Annotated in this window: 16 protein-coding genes and 1 pseudogene; 4 read left to right on the plus strand and 13 right to left on the minus strand. The window is 34.4% G+C overall.

The annotated features are described in order from the left end of the window. Nucleotides 1-9 precede the first annotated feature (9 nt). The 10 genes and pseudogenes from ANASTE_RS02530 to ANASTE_RS02575 form a co-directional block, all read right to left on the minus strand. Nucleotides 10-354, minus strand: a complete 345-nt coding sequence (locus ANASTE_RS02530) for a DUF5684 domain-containing protein (RefSeq protein WP_039944636.1) — start codon at nt 352-354, stop codon at nt 10-12. A 324-nt stretch (nt 355-678) separates the two neighbouring features. Next, complete coding sequence (gene gpmI / locus ANASTE_RS02535) at nt 679-2190, minus strand: 2,3-bisphosphoglycerate-independent phosphoglycerate mutase (RefSeq protein WP_007049334.1); 1512 nt, start codon at nt 2188-2190, stop codon at nt 679-681. Between the two features lie 10 nt (nt 2191-2200). Continuing rightward, nucleotides 2201-2956, minus strand: a complete 756-nt coding sequence (gene tpiA, locus ANASTE_RS02540) for a triose-phosphate isomerase (protein WP_007049335.1) — start codon at nt 2954-2956, stop codon at nt 2201-2203. Between the two features lie 30 nt (nt 2957-2986). Continuing rightward, the gene (locus tag ANASTE_RS02545) at nt 2987-4192 is read right to left on the minus strand and encodes a phosphoglycerate kinase (protein WP_007049336.1); all 1206 of its coding nucleotides are present in this window, start codon (nt 4190-4192) and stop codon (nt 2987-2989) included. Between the two features lie 98 nt (nt 4193-4290). Continuing rightward, nucleotides 4291-5304 carry a type I glyceraldehyde-3-phosphate dehydrogenase gene (gene gap / locus ANASTE_RS02550; protein ID WP_007049337.1) on the minus strand — a complete coding sequence of 338 codons (1014 nt, stop codon included), beginning with the start codon at nt 5302-5304 and terminating at the stop codon, nt 4291-4293. A 298-nt stretch (nt 5305-5602) separates the two neighbouring features. Then, the gene (serC, locus tag ANASTE_RS02555) at nt 5603-6691 is read right to left on the minus strand and encodes a 3-phosphoserine/phosphohydroxythreonine transaminase (protein WP_007049338.1); all 1089 of its coding nucleotides are present in this window, start codon (nt 6689-6691) and stop codon (nt 5603-5605) included. Between the two features lie 41 nt (nt 6692-6732). Next, complete coding sequence (locus ANASTE_RS02560) at nt 6733-7968, minus strand: DUF1015 domain-containing protein (RefSeq protein WP_007049339.1); 1236 nt, start codon at nt 7966-7968, stop codon at nt 6733-6735. Between the two features lie 202 nt (nt 7969-8170). Then, entirely contained in the window at nt 8171-8986 is an 816-nt protein-coding gene (locus tag ANASTE_RS02565) for a hypothetical protein (protein WP_007049340.1), read from the minus strand. Beyond that, nucleotides 8980-9631 (minus strand): annotated as a pseudogene (locus ANASTE_RS02570) (ABC transporter ATP-binding protein). Before ANASTE_RS02570 ends, ANASTE_RS02565 begins: the two are co-directional and overlap by 7 nt. Beyond that, a complete protein-coding gene (locus ANASTE_RS02575) occupies nt 9624-9998 on the minus strand; it encodes a GntR family transcriptional regulator (RefSeq protein WP_007049343.1) in 375 nt (124 codons plus the stop codon). The pseudogene ANASTE_RS02570 and the gene ANASTE_RS02575 overlap by 8 nt, the downstream one beginning before the upstream one ends. Nucleotides 9999-10209: 211 nt before the next feature. Here ANASTE_RS02575 and ANASTE_RS02580 point away from each other — a divergent pair, with 211 nt between their 5' ends. Further along, a complete protein-coding gene (locus ANASTE_RS02580; RefSeq protein ID WP_007049344.1) occupies nt 10210-11601 on the plus strand; it encodes a leucine-rich repeat domain-containing protein in 1392 nt (463 codons plus the stop codon). 32 nt (nt 11602-11633) lie between these two features. Here ANASTE_RS02580 and ANASTE_RS02585 read toward each other — a convergent pair whose 3' ends face one another. After that, a complete protein-coding gene (locus ANASTE_RS02585) occupies nt 11634-12863 on the minus strand; it encodes a phage major capsid protein (protein ID WP_007049345.1) in 1230 nt (409 codons plus the stop codon). Between the two features lie 21 nt (nt 12864-12884). Beyond that, complete coding sequence (locus tag ANASTE_RS02590) at nt 12885-13673, minus strand: hypothetical protein (RefSeq protein ID WP_007049346.1); 789 nt, start codon at nt 13671-13673, stop codon at nt 12885-12887. A 226-nt stretch (nt 13674-13899) separates the two neighbouring features. Between ANASTE_RS02590 and ANASTE_RS11875 the strand changes: the two genes are divergently transcribed. From ANASTE_RS11875 to pflA, 3 genes are all read left to right on the plus strand, one after another. Continuing rightward, on the plus strand, nt 13900-14076 hold the full coding sequence (locus tag ANASTE_RS11875) for a hypothetical protein (RefSeq protein WP_007049347.1): 177 nt from the start codon (nt 13900-13902) through the stop codon (nt 14074-14076). A gap of 175 nt (nt 14077-14251) precedes the next feature. Beyond that, on the plus strand, nt 14252-16483 hold the full coding sequence (pflB, locus tag ANASTE_RS02595) for a formate C-acetyltransferase (protein WP_007049348.1): 2232 nt from the start codon (nt 14252-14254) through the stop codon (nt 16481-16483). Between the two features lie 73 nt (nt 16484-16556). Further along, nucleotides 16557-17264, plus strand: coding sequence for a pyruvate formate-lyase-activating protein (gene pflA, locus ANASTE_RS02600; protein WP_007049349.1), 708 nt, complete (start codon nt 16557-16559; stop codon nt 17262-17264). 43 nt (nt 17265-17307) lie between these two features. On the opposite strand, the gene ANASTE_RS02605 is transcribed toward pflA, so the two are convergent. Next, a complete protein-coding gene (locus tag ANASTE_RS02605) occupies nt 17308-17844 on the minus strand; it encodes a cell division protein ZapA (RefSeq protein WP_007049350.1) in 537 nt (178 codons plus the stop codon). Nucleotides 17845-18018: the final 174 nt, after the last annotated feature.

Consider the following 18018-nt stretch of genomic DNA (forward strand, 5'->3'; position numbering starts at 1 on the left):
CGTAAAAAGTTAACTGTTCAAATACTCACTGCTTCCGTAACCTAAGATGAGCATAAAAATATTACTTAAAAAAATCAGTCCCAAAGTAAAACCTATACCTTTCCCAAAAGACCTGGCAAGTCCCATACACATTAATATATAAACCGCAATATTTACAAAAGGTATCATAAGAAGTATAAAATACCAACCCGAACCCATGCTTATTTTATATAGAATATAAGTATTATATAAAGGTATCAAAGCTTTCCATCCCGCTTCCCCCGCTTTTTCGAATATCCTCCACCATGCAATTATAAGTAAAACAGTTATTATAAAAAGTCCGCTGATATAAGGTGAATCAAAGTAAAAATCCATAACAATCCCTCTTTTCATTTTATATAAATATATTACGACACTTTTATTAATTATAACTTAGATTAAAATTAAAATTACATATAAATAAACATTTCTGATACGAATAATTTTATATATTAAAAATCAAAATCAAAAATATTATATAAATTTTCAGCTTTTTATCAAATAAAATATACCAATCTTGAAACTATCTTCTAATTATTCATATTTTAAAATAAGCGACCATACTCACTATATAATAAAAAATCATTATAACAAAAAAAGCCCCTATAAGGAGCTTTTTTATATTCATATTAGTCACGATAAACCATAATGACTTTTGGATTATTTTAATACGAATGATTTTCCGGTCATATCTTCCGGCTGTTTTACGTCCATTAAATCAAGTACCGTAGGAGATACATCACATAAAGCTGCTTCTTCAACTACGCCTTTGATTAATTTACTTTCAACTATACACTTAACTTTATTTGTAGTATGAGCTGTAAATGGTTTTCCGTCTTCAGACATAAGTTCCGCATTACCATGGTCAGCTGTGATAATAATGCTGTAGTCGTTATTAACAGCAGCACTTTCAACTTCGCCTACACATTCATCAACCGCTTCAACAGCAGCTTTTGCAGCTTCAAATACGCCTGTGTGACCTACCATGTCACAGTTAGCAAAGTTTACTGCGATAAAATCATAATCTTTATTGTTTATAGCATCAACAAGCTTGTCTTTTACTTCATAAGCACTCATTTCCGGTTTTAAATCGTAAGTAGCTACTTTAGGAGACGGAACGAGTATCCTGTCTTCCCCTTTGTATTCTTTTTCGATACCGCCGTTGAAGAAATAAGTCACATGAGCATATTTTTCAGTTTCGGCGATCCTTAGCTGAGTATATCCGTTATCGCTTAAATATTCACCCAAAGTATTTGTTATGACTTGAGGTTTGAATGCGATAAGTACATTTTTAAAGCTTGCGTCATAATTTGTAAATGTCACAAATGTCAAATTCAAGTCTTCTTCCCTGTCAAATCCGTCAAAATCAGCTTCTACAAGAGCTCTTGTGATTTGTCTTGCTCTGTCGGGTCTGAAGTTAAAGAATATTACGCTGTCATTCTTAGATATCTTAGCGCCTTCACCAACGATTGTAGGAAGAACGAATTCGTCTGTGGTATCGGCGTCATAAGAAGCCTGCATAGCATCAGCAGCACTGTCTGCTTTTTCTCCGATACCATAAACCAAAGCATCATATGCTTTTTTTGTTCTTTCCCATCTAGTATCTCTGTCCATTGCGTAGTATCTTCCCGATACCGTAGCGATTTTACCTACACCTATTTCCTTGATTTTTTCTTCAAGTTCTTCGATATATCCTTTACCGCTCTTTGGAGGAGTATCTCTTCCGTCCATGTAGCAGTGAACATATACTTCTTTAAGTCCTTGTTTTTTAGCAAGTTCCAGCAAAGCATATAAATGTTCGTTTGAAGAATGGACTCCGCCGTCTGATACAAGGCCCATCAAATGAAGAGCCGAGTTATTCTTCTTAACATTTTCGACAGCTTTCAAGAATTCTTCGTTAGTAAAGAAATCTCCGTCCTGGATTGATTTTGTGATCCTTGTAAGTTCCTGATATACGACTCTTCCAGCACCTAAGTTTAAATGACCTACTTCACTGTTACCCATTTGTCCTTGAGGTAAACCAACACTTAAACCGCTGCAGTTTAAGAATAAGTGAGGATTGTTTTCCCATAGTTTATCTAAATTCGGTGTTGAAGCACTATATACTGCATTACCTTCATGACTTTCAGAATAGCCATAGCCGTCTAATATCATTAATAATACTTTATTCATGTTCCACCTATTAAGCTTCTTTAAAATTTACTAAAGTAACAAAATCAGCTTTCAAGCTTGCTCCGCCAACTAAAGCACCGTCGATGTCGCTCATTGACATCAATGCTTTTACATTACCAGCATTAACGCTTCCGCCGTAAAGGATTCTCATTGCATCGGCAACTTCTTCGCCAAGAAGTTCTTTAACAAGTTTTCTGATGTATCCGCAAGCTTCGTTTGCTTGTTCGTCAGTAGCTGTTTTGCCTGTTCCGATAGCCCATACAGGTTCGTATGCAAGGATTATTTTCTTAGCGTCTTCTTTAGAGATACCTTCAAGCATTTTTGTAGTTTGTTCTTTTAATACGTCAAAAGCTTTTCCGCTTTCTCTTTCTTCTAAAGTTTCTCCGACACAAGGGATTGGTATCAAACCTTTTTCCAAAGCTTTTTTAGTCTTTAAGTTTACGCCTTCATCGGTTTCGTTGAAGTATTGTCTTCTTTCACTGTGACCGATGATTACATATTTACAGCCTGCTTCTATTATCATATCTGCTGTTACTTCGCCTGTGTAAGCACCGCTTTCTTCGAAGTACATATTTTGTGCACCGATACCAACATTAGTGCCTTTTACAGCTTCCACAGCCGCAGGGATAGTCATATAAGTCGGACAAATAACCACTTCAGGGTCTGCCACATTGATTTTATCTAAAAATTCATTAAAAAATTCTTTTGCTTCAGCAGCTGTTTTATTCATTTTCCAGTTGCCGGCTATTACTTTTGTTCTTGCCATTTATACTCTCCTTTTACTTATCTGTAATGTTTATTTATCGTTTGCTGCAACTACACCCGGAAGGTCTTTTCCTTCAAGGAATTCAAGACTTGCACCGCCGCCTGTAGAGATATGAGTCATCTTATCTCCGAAACCAAGTTGGTTAACGGCTGCTGCAGAGTCTCCGCCGCCGATGATAGTTGTAGCGTCTGTTTCAGCTAAAGCTTCTGCTACAGAGATCGTACCTTTTGCAAGTATCGGATTTTCGAATACGCCCATAGGTCCGTTCCAAACTACTGTCTTAGCTGATTTTACTGCGTCAGCAAATAATTTTGCAGTTTCGGTTCCGATATCAAGTCCCATCATATCAGCAGGGATTGCATCTGAAGATACTACTTTTATTTCGATTTCAGCATCGATTGGGTTTGGGAAATCCTTTGTTATTGTAGTATCTATAGGAAGTAAAAGTTTTTTACCAAGCTTTTCGGCTTTTTCCATCATTTCTTTACAGTAATCTAATTTTTCATCATCTACCAAAGAAGTACCGATTTCGTATCCTTTAGCTTTTAAGAATGTATAAGCCATTCCACCGCCGATGATCAAAGTATCGCATTTTTCAAGAAGGTTAGCGATAACATTTAATTTATCCGCAACTTTAGCTCCTCCGAGAATTGCTACGAAAGGTCTTTCAGGATTGTTTACGGCATTACCTAAAAAGTCGATTTCTTTTTGCATTAAATAACCTACAACGGCTGTGTCAACAAACTCAGTAACACCAACATTAGAACAGTGAGCTCTGTGAGCTGTACCGAAAGCGTCGTTTACGAAAATATCGCAAAGTGAAGCTAAGTCTTTGCTTAATGCTTCTCCGTTTTTGGTTTCTTCAGCTCTGTAACGTGTATTTTGAAGAAGGACTACATCTCCTTCTTTCATTTCAGCAACTGCTTTTTTTGCATTTTCGCCTACTACGTTGTCATCAGCCGCAAAAACAACTTCTTTACCTAATTTTTCCGATAATCTCTTTGCAACGGGTGCAAGTGATAATTCAGGTTTAGCTTCTCCCTTTGGTTTACCTAGGTGAGAACATAAAATAACTTTTCCGCCGTCTTTCATAACCTTTTCGATTGTAGGAAGTGCAGCGTTTATTCTGTTTTCATCTGTGATTTCTCCGTCCTTTAAAGGTACGTTGAAGTCACATCTTATTAATACTTTTTTTCCTTTAACATTTATATCATCTACTGATTTTTTATTTAGCATCTAAAAGTGCTCCTTTCAAAATTTTGTAAATAAAAAGGTCCGGGCCAGTAACGATCCCGGACCCATTTTGGATCTTTGTAAATTGTACTTTAAATTAATTAAGCTAATTCTGAGAAGTATTTGATTGTTCTTACCATTTGGCTTGTGTAAGAATTTTCATTATCATACCAAGATACTACTTGAACTTGTGTATCGCCGTTTTCCATTGGAGATACCATTGTTTGTGTAGCGTCGAATAATGAACCGTATCTCATACCTACGATATCGCTTGATACTAATTCTTCTTCTGTGTAACCGAATGATTCTGTTTGAGCTTTTTTCATAGCTTCGTTGATTTGTTCAACTGTTACGTTACCTTTAACAACAGCTACTAAGATTGTTGTAGAACCTGTTGGTGTAGGAACTCTTTGTGCAGAACCGATTAATTTACCGTTAAGTTCAGGAATAACAAGACCGATAGCTTTTGCAGCACCTGTTGAGTTAGGAACGATGTTAACTGCAGCAGCTCTTGCTCTTCTGAAGTCACCTTTTCTTTGTGGTCCGTCAAGAGTCATTTGATCTCCTGTGTAAGCATGAATTGTGCTCATGATACCTGATTGGATTGGAGCTAAGTCGTTAAGAGCTTTAGCCATTGGAGCTAAACAGTTTGTTGTACAAGAAGCTGCAGAGATTACTGTATCTTCTGGTGTTAATGTTTTTTCGTTTACGTTATAAACGATTGTTGGAAGGTCATTACCTGCTGGAGCAGAGATAACAACTTTTCTGGCACCTGCTTTAACGTGAGCTTCTGCTTTAGCTTTAGATGTATAGAAACCTGTACATTCTAATACTACGTCTACACCGATTTCTCCCCATGGAAGTTTTGCAGCGTCAGCTTCTGCATAGATTTTGATTTCTTTGCCGTCGATGATGATTGAATCATCTGTAGCTGAAACCTTATCAGCAAGAGCGTATGTTCCTTGTGATGAGTCATATTTTAATAAATGTGCTAACATATCCGGAGATGTAAGGTCATTGATTGCAACTACTTCATAGCCTTCTGCACCAAACATTTGTCTGAATGCTAACCTCCCAATTCTACCAAATCCGTTAATAGCTACTTTTACTGCCATAATAAAATTCCTCCTAATATTATAATTATTTTATTTTTTTGAAGTCTTGATTTATTTTATTTTCAGACCTCATTTCGTAGCAAGTTTAAATTAGCCCCAATATTCGAGCATAAATTGAACTTTATCAGTATTATATATAAATTAATCAGTAAAATCAATAATTTAAAAGAAAAAATGAAACAACTTTTTTAATAATTTATCGTTGTTTCATTTTATTTTTGAAAATTTGTTACATATGCCCGCTTTTTTCAATATTATACGATGAAAATAAAATTAGAACATATATAAAAAACTTATATTAAGCATTCTCTTTTTCAAATTTTTTCATAAATTCCACTAATTTTTCAACGCCTTCGATTGGCATTGCGTTATAAATAGAAGCTCTCATACCTCCGACAGTCCTATGTCCTTTTAAGTTAACGAAGCCTGCTTTTGTAGCTTCCTCTACAAATTTAGCGTCTAATTCTTTATCTCCAGTAACAAAAGGTACATTCATAAGAGAACGGTCTTCTTTCACGACGGTACCCTTGAACATCTTGCTTTCATCCAAGTAATCGTAAAGTATCTTAGCCTTCTTTTCATTATGTTCTTTCATAGCCTCTAAGCCGCCTTTACCTTTAAGCCACTTAAATACTTTTCCGCAGATATAAATACCATATGCGGGAGGTGTGTTGAATAAAGAGTCATTATCAGAATGAGTCTTATATCTAAGCATTGTAGGAACTTTTTCATCTATTTCATCATCTGATGGGATAAGGTCTTCTCTGATTATTACTATTACAACACCTGCGGGACCGATATTCTTCTGTACTCCGCCGTAAATGATACCATATTTTTCAACGTCTACAGGTTCAGATAAGAAACAAGAAGATACATCGGAAACCAAAGTCTTTCCTTTTGTATTTGGAAGTGTATGATATTTTGTTCCGTAGATAGTGTTGTTTTCACATATGTATACATAATCCGCATCGTCGTCGATATTTAGATCACTTACATCGGGGATATATGAATAAGTCTTATCTTCGCTTGAAGCAACCGCTTTTGCATTACCGTATTTTTTAGCTTCGTTAAAAGCTTTTTTAGCCCACTGACCTGTGATAATGTAATCAGCCACTCCGTTTTTCATAAGGTTCATAGGTATCATTGCAAATTGCTGACTCGCACCGCCTTGTAAAAATAATACCTTGTAGTTATCGGGAATATTCATTAAATCTCTTAAGTCCTGTTCCGCTGTCTTGATGATTTCTTCAAACCATTTCGAACGGTGACTCATTTCCATTACAGACATCCCGCTTCCGTTATAATCAAGCATTTCTGCCGCTGCTTCTTTTAATACTTCTTCCGGTAATACAGCCGGACCTGCTGAAAAGTTATATACTCTGCTCATTTACTTCAATCTCCTTTTATATATTATTACTATTATGTATTTTATATTTTATGTATAAATAAACCGCTTCTTAGTTTCGGTTCAAACCAAGTGGATTTCGGAGGCATGACCATGTTTGCGTCCGCCACACCGAACAAATCATCCATGGTTACCGGATAGACCGCAAATGCTGCACCACCGAATTTATCTGCTCTTTCCTGTAATTCTTTCAAGCCTCTTATACCTCCGACAAATTCTATATTGTCATTCGTCCTCGGGTCATCAATACCGAGAACGGGACCTAAAAGATTTTCCTGAAGTATATCGGCGTCAAGGCTCTTAACGGGATTACTTTCATCGAATGTACCTTCTTTGGCGGTAATAAGATACCACTTACCCTCTACATACATTGAAAAGTCATGTTTCTTATTTGGTTTTATTATTTCTTCACTCGGTTCGCTTACTTCAAATTTTTCTTTTACTTTACTAAAGAATTCATCTTTATCAAGTCCGTTTAAACTTTTTACCACTCTGTTATAATCCATTATAGCAAGCTCATCGCTGTCAAACACTACTGATAATATATAGTTATATTCTCTGTCGACATCATCCCCCGCTTCTTCTCTGAGCCTCTTACCCACTTCGTAAGACGAAGCTGTCCTGTGATGACCATCCGCAATATATAGGTAATCTATATTATTGTAATATTCTCTTACTTTTTCAACGTCTTCTTCTTTATCGACTACCCATAATATATGGCTTATACCATCGTCGGAAACAAAATCGTATACCGGTTTATTGTTTTTTGTAAAATCTTCTATAAAGTTATGTACATTTTCATTGTGTCTGTGAGCGAAAAACACAGGTTCTGTATGAGCCGAACATGCAAGAAAGTTATTTATCCTGTCCACTTCCTTTTCAGGTCTCGTAAACTCATGTTTCTTGATTATCCCCTGCTCGTATTCGAATGTGGAACAGCATCCGCAGATACCTGTCTGCACTCTGCCGTCCATGATCTGTCTATATATGTAGTAAACTTCTTTGTCTTCTTTTTTTAAATAACCTTTATCCAAGAATTTATCGAAGTTTTCTCTTGCTTTTTCATATACTTTTTCATCATGAATATCTACACTGTCGTCTAGATCTATATCGGAGCGTACAATATGTAAAAAGGACTTTTCATTTTTGCCCATTTCCCTTGCTTCATCCCTGTTCATTACATCATAAGGTAAACAGGATACATCTTCTACATATTTTTCATCGGGTCTTATACCCTTAAATGGTTTTAATACTGCCATAAACTCCTCCTAAAATTTTTATTAAACTAAATGATATCATCACTTACACCTAACTTCAAGAATTTTGAGAAAATTTTCATAAAAAGTTGATAAATTTGCAAATAAATTACAATAACCAATATATTAAACAGTCTAAGCCAAACAAAAAGGAGCCATTTTTATCAGCTCCTTTTTTATATTTAATTAAAAATATATAATCAAATTATTCTAAGTTGAGTCTGTTTTCCATCATATACTTGGTTATGAAGAAATATGCTGCGTTTAATATCAGTATATATAATATAACCCCGATGAATAATAAATGGAAAGCGGCTGCATTACTTAAAGTACTCATCATCGCTTTTAAAGGATTGGATAACACCATTCCGGCAACAGTGGTTATTACAGTTAAAATCAATGATAATACCATATATGCTCCGAATGAGCATAAAATCTTATTCTTTTTAGCCGAAAATCCTATTGCCATGGATGCATATACGTTAAGTATCTTTGATGAACATCCAAGTATTATAATTATGATTACGTATATAATTGCAATAAATGCAAGTCCGCCTTCTTCGGTAAATATAGCATTAATTACTTCTTTGAAAGAAGTCCAGTCTATATCCGTAATATTCAAAGCACCCGAAACCATCAAAATGACAAATATAGAGAACATTACGACTATCCCCGTTACAACTATCCAAAATGTACCTATTATTATTTTACTTAAAATTTCTTTTGATATCGTTACAGGTAATGTATGAGTCAAATATCCTTCGTTTGATAAGTCTGATTTATAAAATCTAAAGAGTGCAAGTAACCCCGATATTATAAATATACCTATAATACCCAATACATAAGCAGTCATCCCAACGCCTCCGAAGAGATTGACAAATATATTGTTTTTACTTATATGAGGTTCTATAACTCCAAAGAAAACTCCGTTAAATATTGATATAAGAAAAAGTACAATAATTGCAGGAAGCATTATTCTCTTTGTAGCTTTAAATTCGTATTTCATTAATTTCCTTAACATCTGAATTCCTCCCTAAATAAATTGTCTATAGACATTCCTTTTTCTTCCCTTATTTCATCTGCGTCACCATTTAATACCACCTGACCGTTTTTCAGAAAAATGACTTCATCGAGTACCTTTTCTATATCGGAAATCAAATGAGTGGAAATGATTACCGTTGAATCTTCGGAGTAATTATTTATAATGGTGTTTAAAATATAGTCTCTGCTTGCGGGGTCGACTCCGCCGATAGGTTCGTCTAAAAGATAAACTCTGGCTTCTCTGCTCATAGAGTTTATCCGTAGGATTTATTTTAAGACTTTCAAGCATTTTGTAAGCTTTCTTTTTATTGAAATCCTTATAAAAATCTTCAAAAAAATCCATCAGCTCATCTACCCTCATCCATTCATTCAAATAGCTTTTATCGGGAAGATAAGACACAATTTCTTTTGTTTCTATCCCCGGACTCATTCCGTCGATCGTGATTTCTCCCCCGGAAGGAACGAGAAGTTTATTCATTAACTTGATAAGTGTAGTCTTGCCGCTGCCGTTAGGACCGAGTAGCCCCACTATTTTACCCTTTGGAATACTTAAAGTAACATTATTCAGAGCAAGTATTTCATTGTATTCCTTAAATAAGTTTTTAATTTCAATTAAATTACTCATCTTTTTTTCCTCCCACAGCCTCTTTTATTACAGATATAATATCTTCATCATTAAAACCAATCTCTCTCATCTTAAGCAAAAAATCATCTACATATTCCCTGGCTAACAATTTCCTTCTCTCCTTAATTACATTTTCGTCTTCCGTCACAAATCTTCCGCTGGTCCTTGAAGAAAAAACTATGTTGTTTTTTTCAAGTTCGCTGAAAGCTTTTTGAACGGTATTTGGATTTACATTTGCAATACTTGCAAATTCTCTGACCGACGCTAGTTTGTCAGCTGCTTTGTATTTTCCTTTTAGTATATCTCTTTCTATATATGAAGCTAATTGCAGATATATAGGTCTGTCACTTTTAAATTCCCATCCCATATTCGTCCGTCCTTTCTTGTATTATTGTATTAATTAACTAATACAATAATACAACCTTATTTCAATATTGTCAATACCTTTAATAAAAATATTTAAATTTAAAGATGAATAATAATTTATGATGAAAATATAATGAAATTAAGAAATAATATATTTAAATAATTACATAAATATGGTAAAATGATTTGAATATAAAAAGGAAGTATAGATAATGAAAAGAAATAAAAAAATCACTTTGATATCAATTATTTTAATGACTTTATTAATAATACCTTCAATTACTTTCGCTAAAACGGATATGACAGACGAAGAAACCTCGAGAGAAGTCGGCGACAGTATAACCAACGTAACACAAGGCAAAGAAAACGGATATACATATAGGATAAGAAACAAAAAAGCTTATATAATATCATATGACACAACAGAGGAAAGTATCAAAAGCCTTGTTATTCCTGATAAGATAAAAAATTGTCCTGTCGTAAGTATACAAGATGAAGCCTTTAAAAACATACCTGCAAAAAGTATCGTAATCCCTAAATCAGTGGAAACAATAGGAGATTTTGCTTTTTACAACTGCAGTAATCTTGAGGAACTTACCATTAAAGGAAGTAAAAAAATCAACAGCTATGCTTTTGCAAACTGTTTAAATTTAAATAATGTTATTATTGAAGAAGGTACCGCCAAAATCGAAGAAAGTGCATTTTTAAACAGCGGGATGAAGACAATTTCGCTTCCTTCTACCCTTAAAGAAATCGGGAACAATGTTTTTACCAACTGTTCAAATCTTACGGATTTTACAGTAGCTCAAAACAATAAAACGTTCATAAGCATTGACGGTGTATTGTACAGTAAGGATAAAAAAACTTTAATTGCTTATCCGACCGATAAAGATTTAAATAGCTATACAGTAAATGCTGATACTAAAACAATCAGTAATTCTGCATTTTATGGTAACAAACAGCTTGAAACAATAATTTTACCTAAAAAGCTTAAAACTATAGGTTCTTTGGCATTTTATAATACAAGAAGTTTAAAAAGTATAGAAATACCTAAAAATGTATCATCCGTAGCAAGCGAAGCTTTCTACGGCAGCGTAAGCTTATCAAATGTTACACTAAAAGGAACAAAAACCATAAGCAAAAATGCTTTTGCGGAATGTGAAAGTTTAACTGATGTAAAATTATCTGACAGCTTAACGGAGATAAAAGCAAATGCTTTCGAAAATTGTACTATTCTTAAAAACATTGACCTTCCGGACTCTATTGAAATTATGGGAGCTTCAGTATTCAGAGGCTGTATAAGCTTAAATAAAGTAACTATACCTAAAAGTGTAAATTATATCAGAGACTATGCTTTTGCGGACTGTACGGGACTTACAGAAGTTGATTTAAGTACGGGAGTAACTAAAATAAACAAAAAAGCATTCAGCAACTGTCCTAAACTTACGAAATTCATCGCACCGTCATATAATTTGGGTTTCATAGGAAAGACAGTTTTTGATGACAGCAAAAATGTAGTTATATATGCGCCGTATAATTCTTATGCATTAAAATATGCGGAGGAAAATAAAATAAAAACTGAAAATATTGATGCAGAATATTAAATAAAAAAGGAAGATAAAATCTTCCTTTTTTATTACATTTCGTCAAATCCGAATAATCTTGCTTGACCTTTAGGTTTTGCACATCCGATATCGCAGTACATTTCAAGAACTGCCTGATATACCGGAGTATTATCAACTCTATGCAAGATACCTCCGTCTTTTTGCATCCAGTCAAAATCATCTAATTGGAAAAGAGAGAAGTCTTTGGTTGAAATAAAGTCCATTGTCCCCTCTTTCAGATATCTTTCTTTAAAAATCGGGATACCTGCGAAAGACATCGTCTTATAACCGCCCTTTATATCGGTATATTCGATATTTCTTTTATAAGACTGATACAGGTTTTGAAATGCTCTGGCACCGCCGTATGTGGTATGGATATAATCTATTGTAGAACCCATTTGCTCTTCACATAAATCAATTGCATACTGCATATCCATTTCCGTTAACGGATGAGCACCGTCTGCTTCTTCCGCCGCGATTTTATTTGCGTTAAACCATGAATTTGCGGACCTGTCTATTCCGTAAAGATTGGAGCTGTTAAATACAGCGTCGATACCCGTAAGTTCCATATCTTTGTTTCCAGTAAAGACGATATAATCCGCAGAAACGGTTCCCGATGCATTAGACTCAACAGTCAAATCGGAAGGTAGATTCAGGATAATCGTATTAGCTTTATAATCTACGTCTTTTATTTCCAATGCTTCCATATCCGCAAATCCTTTATTTTCGCTGCTATCGATTATATCTATGAACTGACCGGGATAAAAATATTTGCTGTTTTCGACATTTACGGTCGCTTCCCCGCTTTTATACACCCATGTACTGTCATTCTTCTTTATACATGTAACCTTACCTGAGCCGTCGGATAAATACTGTCTTCTGATATTATCCTTTGCATCGGTAAGTAAATCCTGCATTTGAGCGGTAAGCATATTTGCAAAACTTCCTTTATCTGTCCTTGAAGCTTTGATGAGTTTAGACGAAATACTTAAAACCGCAAACAGGTTTTTTGTTTCCCAAGTAGCCTGTACATATTTTCTTGCATTTGCAGTAGGTAAAAGGCCGTCTTCGCTTCTGTTGCCTATACCGCCGTGTCTGCCGTACTGAAGGGCCATTTTGATATTTCCGCCTTCAACATCTTCGCTGTTACGGGTAATCATTGCAAAAAACGGTCCCGAGTCTTCATTCAAAGACGCTCTTACAGGGGATAAAAAATAAGATTTAAGTGCCTGATCGGCACTCTTAGTTGTTGTAACTGACATATAATCACACTCCTTTTATATTTATTCAAGGGATTTTAAAAATAATTTTGCTGCGTCGGCAAAGTTTTTCGGTTCTTCCTTTTTTGTATAAGATGTATAACCGTCTTCGTCTTTAAAAACGAGAGGCATTTTCATTTCATCCAAGTCTTTAAGATAGTTTTCTATAACCACATTCTTTACCGTTTCATTCTGTGCAATCTTATCTATATTCTTTTCGATATAATCTTCTATATCCGGAAGTTCTTCCACAGAATACTTACACATGTTATACGCCGCAATCAAACCGTCATATCCGCTTTCATACAAGTACTTAACCTTTTCGCCGTCAATATTTATGACTTCGGTATCGATTTTCTTTAAAATGCTGTTTTCCAGACTTTTAAAATCCTCATATTTTTCTCTTAGTTTTATAATATTCTCTTTAAATATATAACCCTTTTCAATTTCGGATTTTTCTTTGGTAAGCTTATTATTTTCTTCTTCAAGCTCTCTTATCCTGAATTTCAAACTCATGACTTCGGGACTTTCCTTAGATGAATAATCACTGTCTTCATTGATTTGCTGTCCTTCTTCACTATATTCTTCCAAAGATTTTTTAACTTTTGTACTGTCTATATTTTTTTTATTATTTTTCATATTTTCATCTTTGGTATTTTCTTTTGAAGGATCAACATCATCCGGCTTTTTATCATCCTCTTTTTTATTTTTTTCATTTTGAAAATCCTTAATGTTTTTTTGATTTATGGGATTTTTGATTTTTTTCTTATCATCTGCAAACAGCTGCATATTTTGAGTATTATATTTAATCATTTCTCCACCTCCTCTCAGTTAAATACTTCTATCTAAATATAATCAAAAATAAAAAAATAAAATCAGTATTAAATTGTTACAATTGTGAAGAAGTGATAAAAAATTGATTAGAAATGAATTAAACTTGTATTTTACAAGTTTACATGAATTTATTATTGTGATATATTTATATTAAACTAATTATGTGGGATATATAATAAATTTAATTTACTAGGGGGATAGTAGGATGAAGTATATCGTTGAAAGAGATTTATTTATGAGCAAGCTGCAAAATTACCTTAATGAGATGGACGAAAAAGGATATGATCTTGTGGATGTTTTTGTATCCGAACAGGATATAAAAGACGGCAAAGAGAACAAATATCAAAGAGCCAGCAAAGTCACAGTGATAATGAGTAAATAAATTGTACCAATATGTAGAAAAATTCAAAAAAGATTTGACTATATATGCTAAAATAGAGTATTATTAGACCGAAGATAAATCAGAAAAATCAAAATGATTTTTTTGAATTTATTTTTGGTTTTATTTAATTATTTGAATAAAATTTATATAAAAATATTTATATGGAGGAAATATAATGTTTAAACAATGGGATGGATTTAAAGAAGGTTTATGGAATGATAACATCAACGTTGACGATTTTATCCAGATAAACTATACCCCATATGACGGAGACGAAAGTTTTCTTGCAGGACCTACAAAAAGGACCACAGAATGCAACGAAAGAGTTAAAGAACTTTTAGTCGAAGAAAGAAAAAATGGCGGTACTTTAAAAGTCGATGCATCTAAGATCATGAGAATAAATGCTTTTGATCCCGGATATATAATAGAAGGAAAAGATATAATAGTAGGTCTTCAAACAGACGAACCTTTAAAAAGAGGTATTTGTCCGTTCGGAGGAATAAGAATGGTCAAATCGGAACTTAAAGAATACGGTGCCGAATTACCTAAAGAAATAGATGATATGTTCAATTATATCACTACACATAACGACGGAGTATTCAAAGCTTACTCTCCGGATATCAAAAAAGCCCGTCATTTGGGTTACTTAACAGGTCTTCCCGACGCTTACGGAAGAGGAAGGATCATCGGTGACTACAGAAGATGTGCACTTTACGGTATAGACAGACTGATCGAAGAAAAGAAAAAAGACCACGACGAAGTTTCTTCAAGATCTGTAATGCTTGAAGAAAACATAAGAGTTGCGGAAGAAATTTCACACGAAATAGACGCTTTAAAAGAAATCAAAAAAATGGCAGAAAAATACGGTTATGATATATCCAAGCCTGCCAAAGATTTTAAAGAAGCCGTTCAGTGGACATACTTTGCTTACCTTGCGGGTATCAAAGAAGAAAACGGAGCTGCGATGTCAATCGGAAGGATATCAACTTTCCTTGATATCTACGCCGAAAGAGATTTAGAAAAAGGAAACTACACCGAAGAACAAATCCAGGAAATCATGGATGACTTCATTTTAAAATTAAGAGTTGCAAGACATCTTAGAACAAACGAATACAACGAACTCTTCGGAGGAGACCCAATGTGGATAACGGAAGGTATCGCTGGGGTCGGAGAAGACGGAAGACACAGAGTAACAAAGAACTCTTACAGGATTTTAAATACTCTATATAACCTAGGTGCCGCACCTGAACCGAACTTAACTGTTCTATGGTCTAAAAACCTTCCTGAACCGTTCAAGAAATTCTGTGCACAGGTTTCAATTGATACTGACTCTATTCAATACGAAAACGATGATGTAATGAGACCTCACTGCGGAGATGACTACTCTATCGCATGCTGTGTATCAGCTATTCAAATGGGTCAGCAGATACAGTTCTTCGGAGCAAGATGTAACCTCGCAAAAATCCTTTTACTTTCTCTAAACGGAGGTAAGGAAGAAAGAAGCGGAGACAGCATGGGTCCTCAAATGGAACCTGTTGGAGACGGTCCTATAGACTTCGACGATGCATGGAAGAGATATATGGAATATATAGAATATTTCATGGGACTATATGTAAATACAATGAATATAATCCATTACATGCACGATAAATACGACTTTGAAAAGAGTCAAATGGCATTCCTTGACTCCGAAGTTAAAAGACTTATCGCATTCGGCGTTGCGGGATTATCCGTTGCAACAGATTCATTATCAGCAATCAAATATGCAAAAGTAACTCCTATAAGAGATGAAAACGGATTGATAGTTGATTATAAAACAGAAGGCGACTTCCCTAAATACGGAAATGACGATGACAGAGTAGATGAAATCGCAGTTAAAATAACAGAAAAAGTTATAGAAGAGTTGAGAAAACACCCTTCATACAGAAATGCGGTCCATACTTTATCTATACTTACAATCACTTCAAACGTAATGTATGGTAAGAAGACGGGAAACACTCCTGACGGAAGAAGAGCGGGAACACCGTTCGCACCGGGAGCTAACCCAATGCACTGCAGAGATAACACGGGAGCGATAGCTTCACTTAACTCAGTATCAAAAATCAAATGGGATACATGTCAGGACGGTATTTCAAATACCTTCAGTATTACTCCAGATTCACTGGGTAAAGATAAAAAATCAAGAAATGAAACATTGGTTAAATTACTAAGCGGATATTTCAACCAGGGAGCACATCACTTAAACGTAAATGTTCTAAATAAAGAACTGTTGATGGACGCTTACGAAAACCCTGACAAATACCCAAGCTTAACGGTCAGAGTTTCGGGATATGCGGTAAGATTCAACGCACTATCAAAAGCTCACCAAAAAGAAGTTATAGAAAGAACTTTCCACGAAAGTTTATAATTTAAATTGAGTGATACCGGTCTTATGTCCGGTATCATTTCTTAATTGAGAAAGTTTATAAGAGGGTAAAAAAATGGTCAAAGGCAGATTACATTCCATAGAAACATTCGGAGCAGTTGACGGTCCGGGTATAAGGACGGTTTTTTTCTTGCAGGGGTGTCCCGCAAGATGTCTTTACTGTCACAATCCCGACAGCTGGAAAATAGGTGCGGGAAGTGAAGTGGAAGCCGAAGATTTGGTAAAGAGAGCCAAAAGAGGCATCCCCTACTACGGAGATGACGGCGGAGTGACATTCTCGGGAGGAGAACCTTTACTTCAAGGCGAATTCCTTATTGAAGCCATAAAAGCGCTTAAAAAGGAAAATATAAACTGTGCCATAGATATAAGCGGTACATACTACGATGAATTTTCACACGAAGCTATAAATCAGGCGGATTTGATACTTCTGGATATAAAACATACAAATCCAAGGGAATTTACCAAAATAACAAGCAGAAACCAGGAAACGCTGTTTAAAATAATAAAAGATATAAATGAACTTGATAAAAAAGTATGGATAAGGCAAGTTATAATACCTAGTATCAACGACACAGAAGAATACATCGAGAGTTTAAATGAATTTATAAAACAAATAGGAAATGTAGAAAAAGTGGAACTTCTCGGATATCACAATATGGCTATAAGTAAATACGAAAAACTTGGAATGGACTATAGGTTAAAAGACGTAAAACCTATGGATAAAGATAAACTGGAAAAACTGAATAGTTTGATAAAATATTAAATAAAAAAAGCTTTCATATTGAAAGCTTTTTATTTTTTATAAGTTAGCTTGAATAATCAAGTATATTCTTTCTTGCTTTTACGAGTTCGATTTGATTTTCAAGGAGTTTATTTTGAAGTTCGCTTATGGATCTTCTGTTAAGTTCAATTTCACTTCTCATAGATGTGAATTTTTCCTTATACTCTTCAAGTAAATCTTTTAGTTCTTCATTCTCGATTTCAAGTTTTTCATACTTATACTGCATGGAAAGTCTTTTAGCTTCGTTTGCTTCGGCTTCTTCCAAAGCAGACATCAACTTTTCCTTATAATCCGTAAGTATTTCATACTCTTCCTTATCTTTTCTAAGGTCTTCGACTTCATCTTTTAAGGAGAATAATTCTTCGCATAAGTTAAGTGAAGATAACACTGCAGCCGTATAAGGATTCATATAAGGATTGTTTTTCTTTACTTCCTTAATGAGTTCATCCACAAAGCCCGCAACTTTCTTTAAGCTGTCTTCATCATTATCGGTTATTATAGTGTAATTAGTACCCAGAATATTAACAACGACTCTATTCTTTGGTGTGTTTTTTTCTTCCATATCTATCACCCATTCACTTTACAAAAATATATAAATTTATCAAAATACAATATATAAATATATAATACCACAAAGTTTACTATAAAAAAAAGAAAAAATTAGAAAATCATATAATTTTTTCTCTTTTTATCGTAAATACTACATTTTATAAATATTAATTTCGTATTATATGTA

It is taken from the genome of Anaerofustis stercorihominis DSM 17244 (genome assembly GCF_000154825.1).
GTDB classification, from domain to species: Bacteria; Bacillota; Clostridia; order Eubacteriales; family Anaerofustaceae; genus Anaerofustis; species Anaerofustis stercorihominis.

Coding starts and splice junctions, on each gene's coding strand:
- gpmI (WP_007049334.1), bottom strand. CDS start 2,190: ATGAATAAAGTATTATTAATGATATTAGACGGCTATGGCTATTCTGAA.
- ANASTE_RS02605 (WP_007049350.1), bottom strand. CDS start 17,844: ATGGAAGAAAAAAACACACCAAAGAATAGAGTCGTTGTTAATATTCTG.
- ANASTE_RS11875 (WP_007049347.1), top strand. CDS start 13,900: ATGAAGTATATCGTTGAAAGAGATTTATTTATGAGCAAGCTGCAAAAT.
- ANASTE_RS02575 (WP_007049343.1), bottom strand. CDS start 9,998: ATGGGATGGGAATTTAAAAGTGACAGACCTATATATCTGCAATTAGCT.
- gap (WP_007049337.1), bottom strand. CDS start 5,304: ATGGCAGTAAAAGTAGCTATTAACGGATTTGGTAGAATTGGGAGGTTA.
- ANASTE_RS02590 (WP_007049346.1), bottom strand. CDS start 13,673: ATGATTAAATATAATACTCAAAATATGCAGCTGTTTGCAGATGATAAG.
- ANASTE_RS02580 (WP_007049344.1), top strand. CDS start 10,210: ATGAAAAGAAATAAAAAAATCACTTTGATATCAATTATTTTAATGACT.
- ANASTE_RS02565 (WP_007049340.1), bottom strand. CDS start 8,986: ATGTTAAGGAAATTAATGAAATACGAATTTAAAGCTACAAAGAGAATA.
- serC (WP_007049338.1), bottom strand. CDS start 6,691: ATGAGCAGAGTATATAACTTTTCAGCAGGTCCGGCTGTATTACCGGAA.
- pflB (WP_007049348.1), top strand. CDS start 14,252: ATGTTTAAACAATGGGATGGATTTAAAGAAGGTTTATGGAATGATAAC.
- ANASTE_RS02585 (WP_007049345.1), bottom strand. CDS start 12,863: ATGTCAGTTACAACAACTAAGAGTGCCGATCAGGCACTTAAATCTTAT.
- ANASTE_RS02560 (WP_007049339.1), bottom strand. CDS start 7,968: ATGGCAGTATTAAAACCATTTAAGGGTATAAGACCCGATGAAAAATAT.
- ANASTE_RS02530 (WP_039944636.1), bottom strand. CDS start 354: ATGGATTTTTACTTTGATTCACCTTATATCAGCGGACTTTTTATAATA.
- tpiA (WP_007049335.1), bottom strand. CDS start 2,956: ATGGCAAGAACAAAAGTAATAGCCGGCAACTGGAAAATGAATAAAACA.
- pflA (WP_007049349.1), top strand. CDS start 16,557: ATGGTCAAAGGCAGATTACATTCCATAGAAACATTCGGAGCAGTTGAC.
- ANASTE_RS02545 (WP_007049336.1), bottom strand. CDS start 4,192: ATGCTAAATAAAAAATCAGTAGATGATATAAATGTTAAAGGAAAAAAA.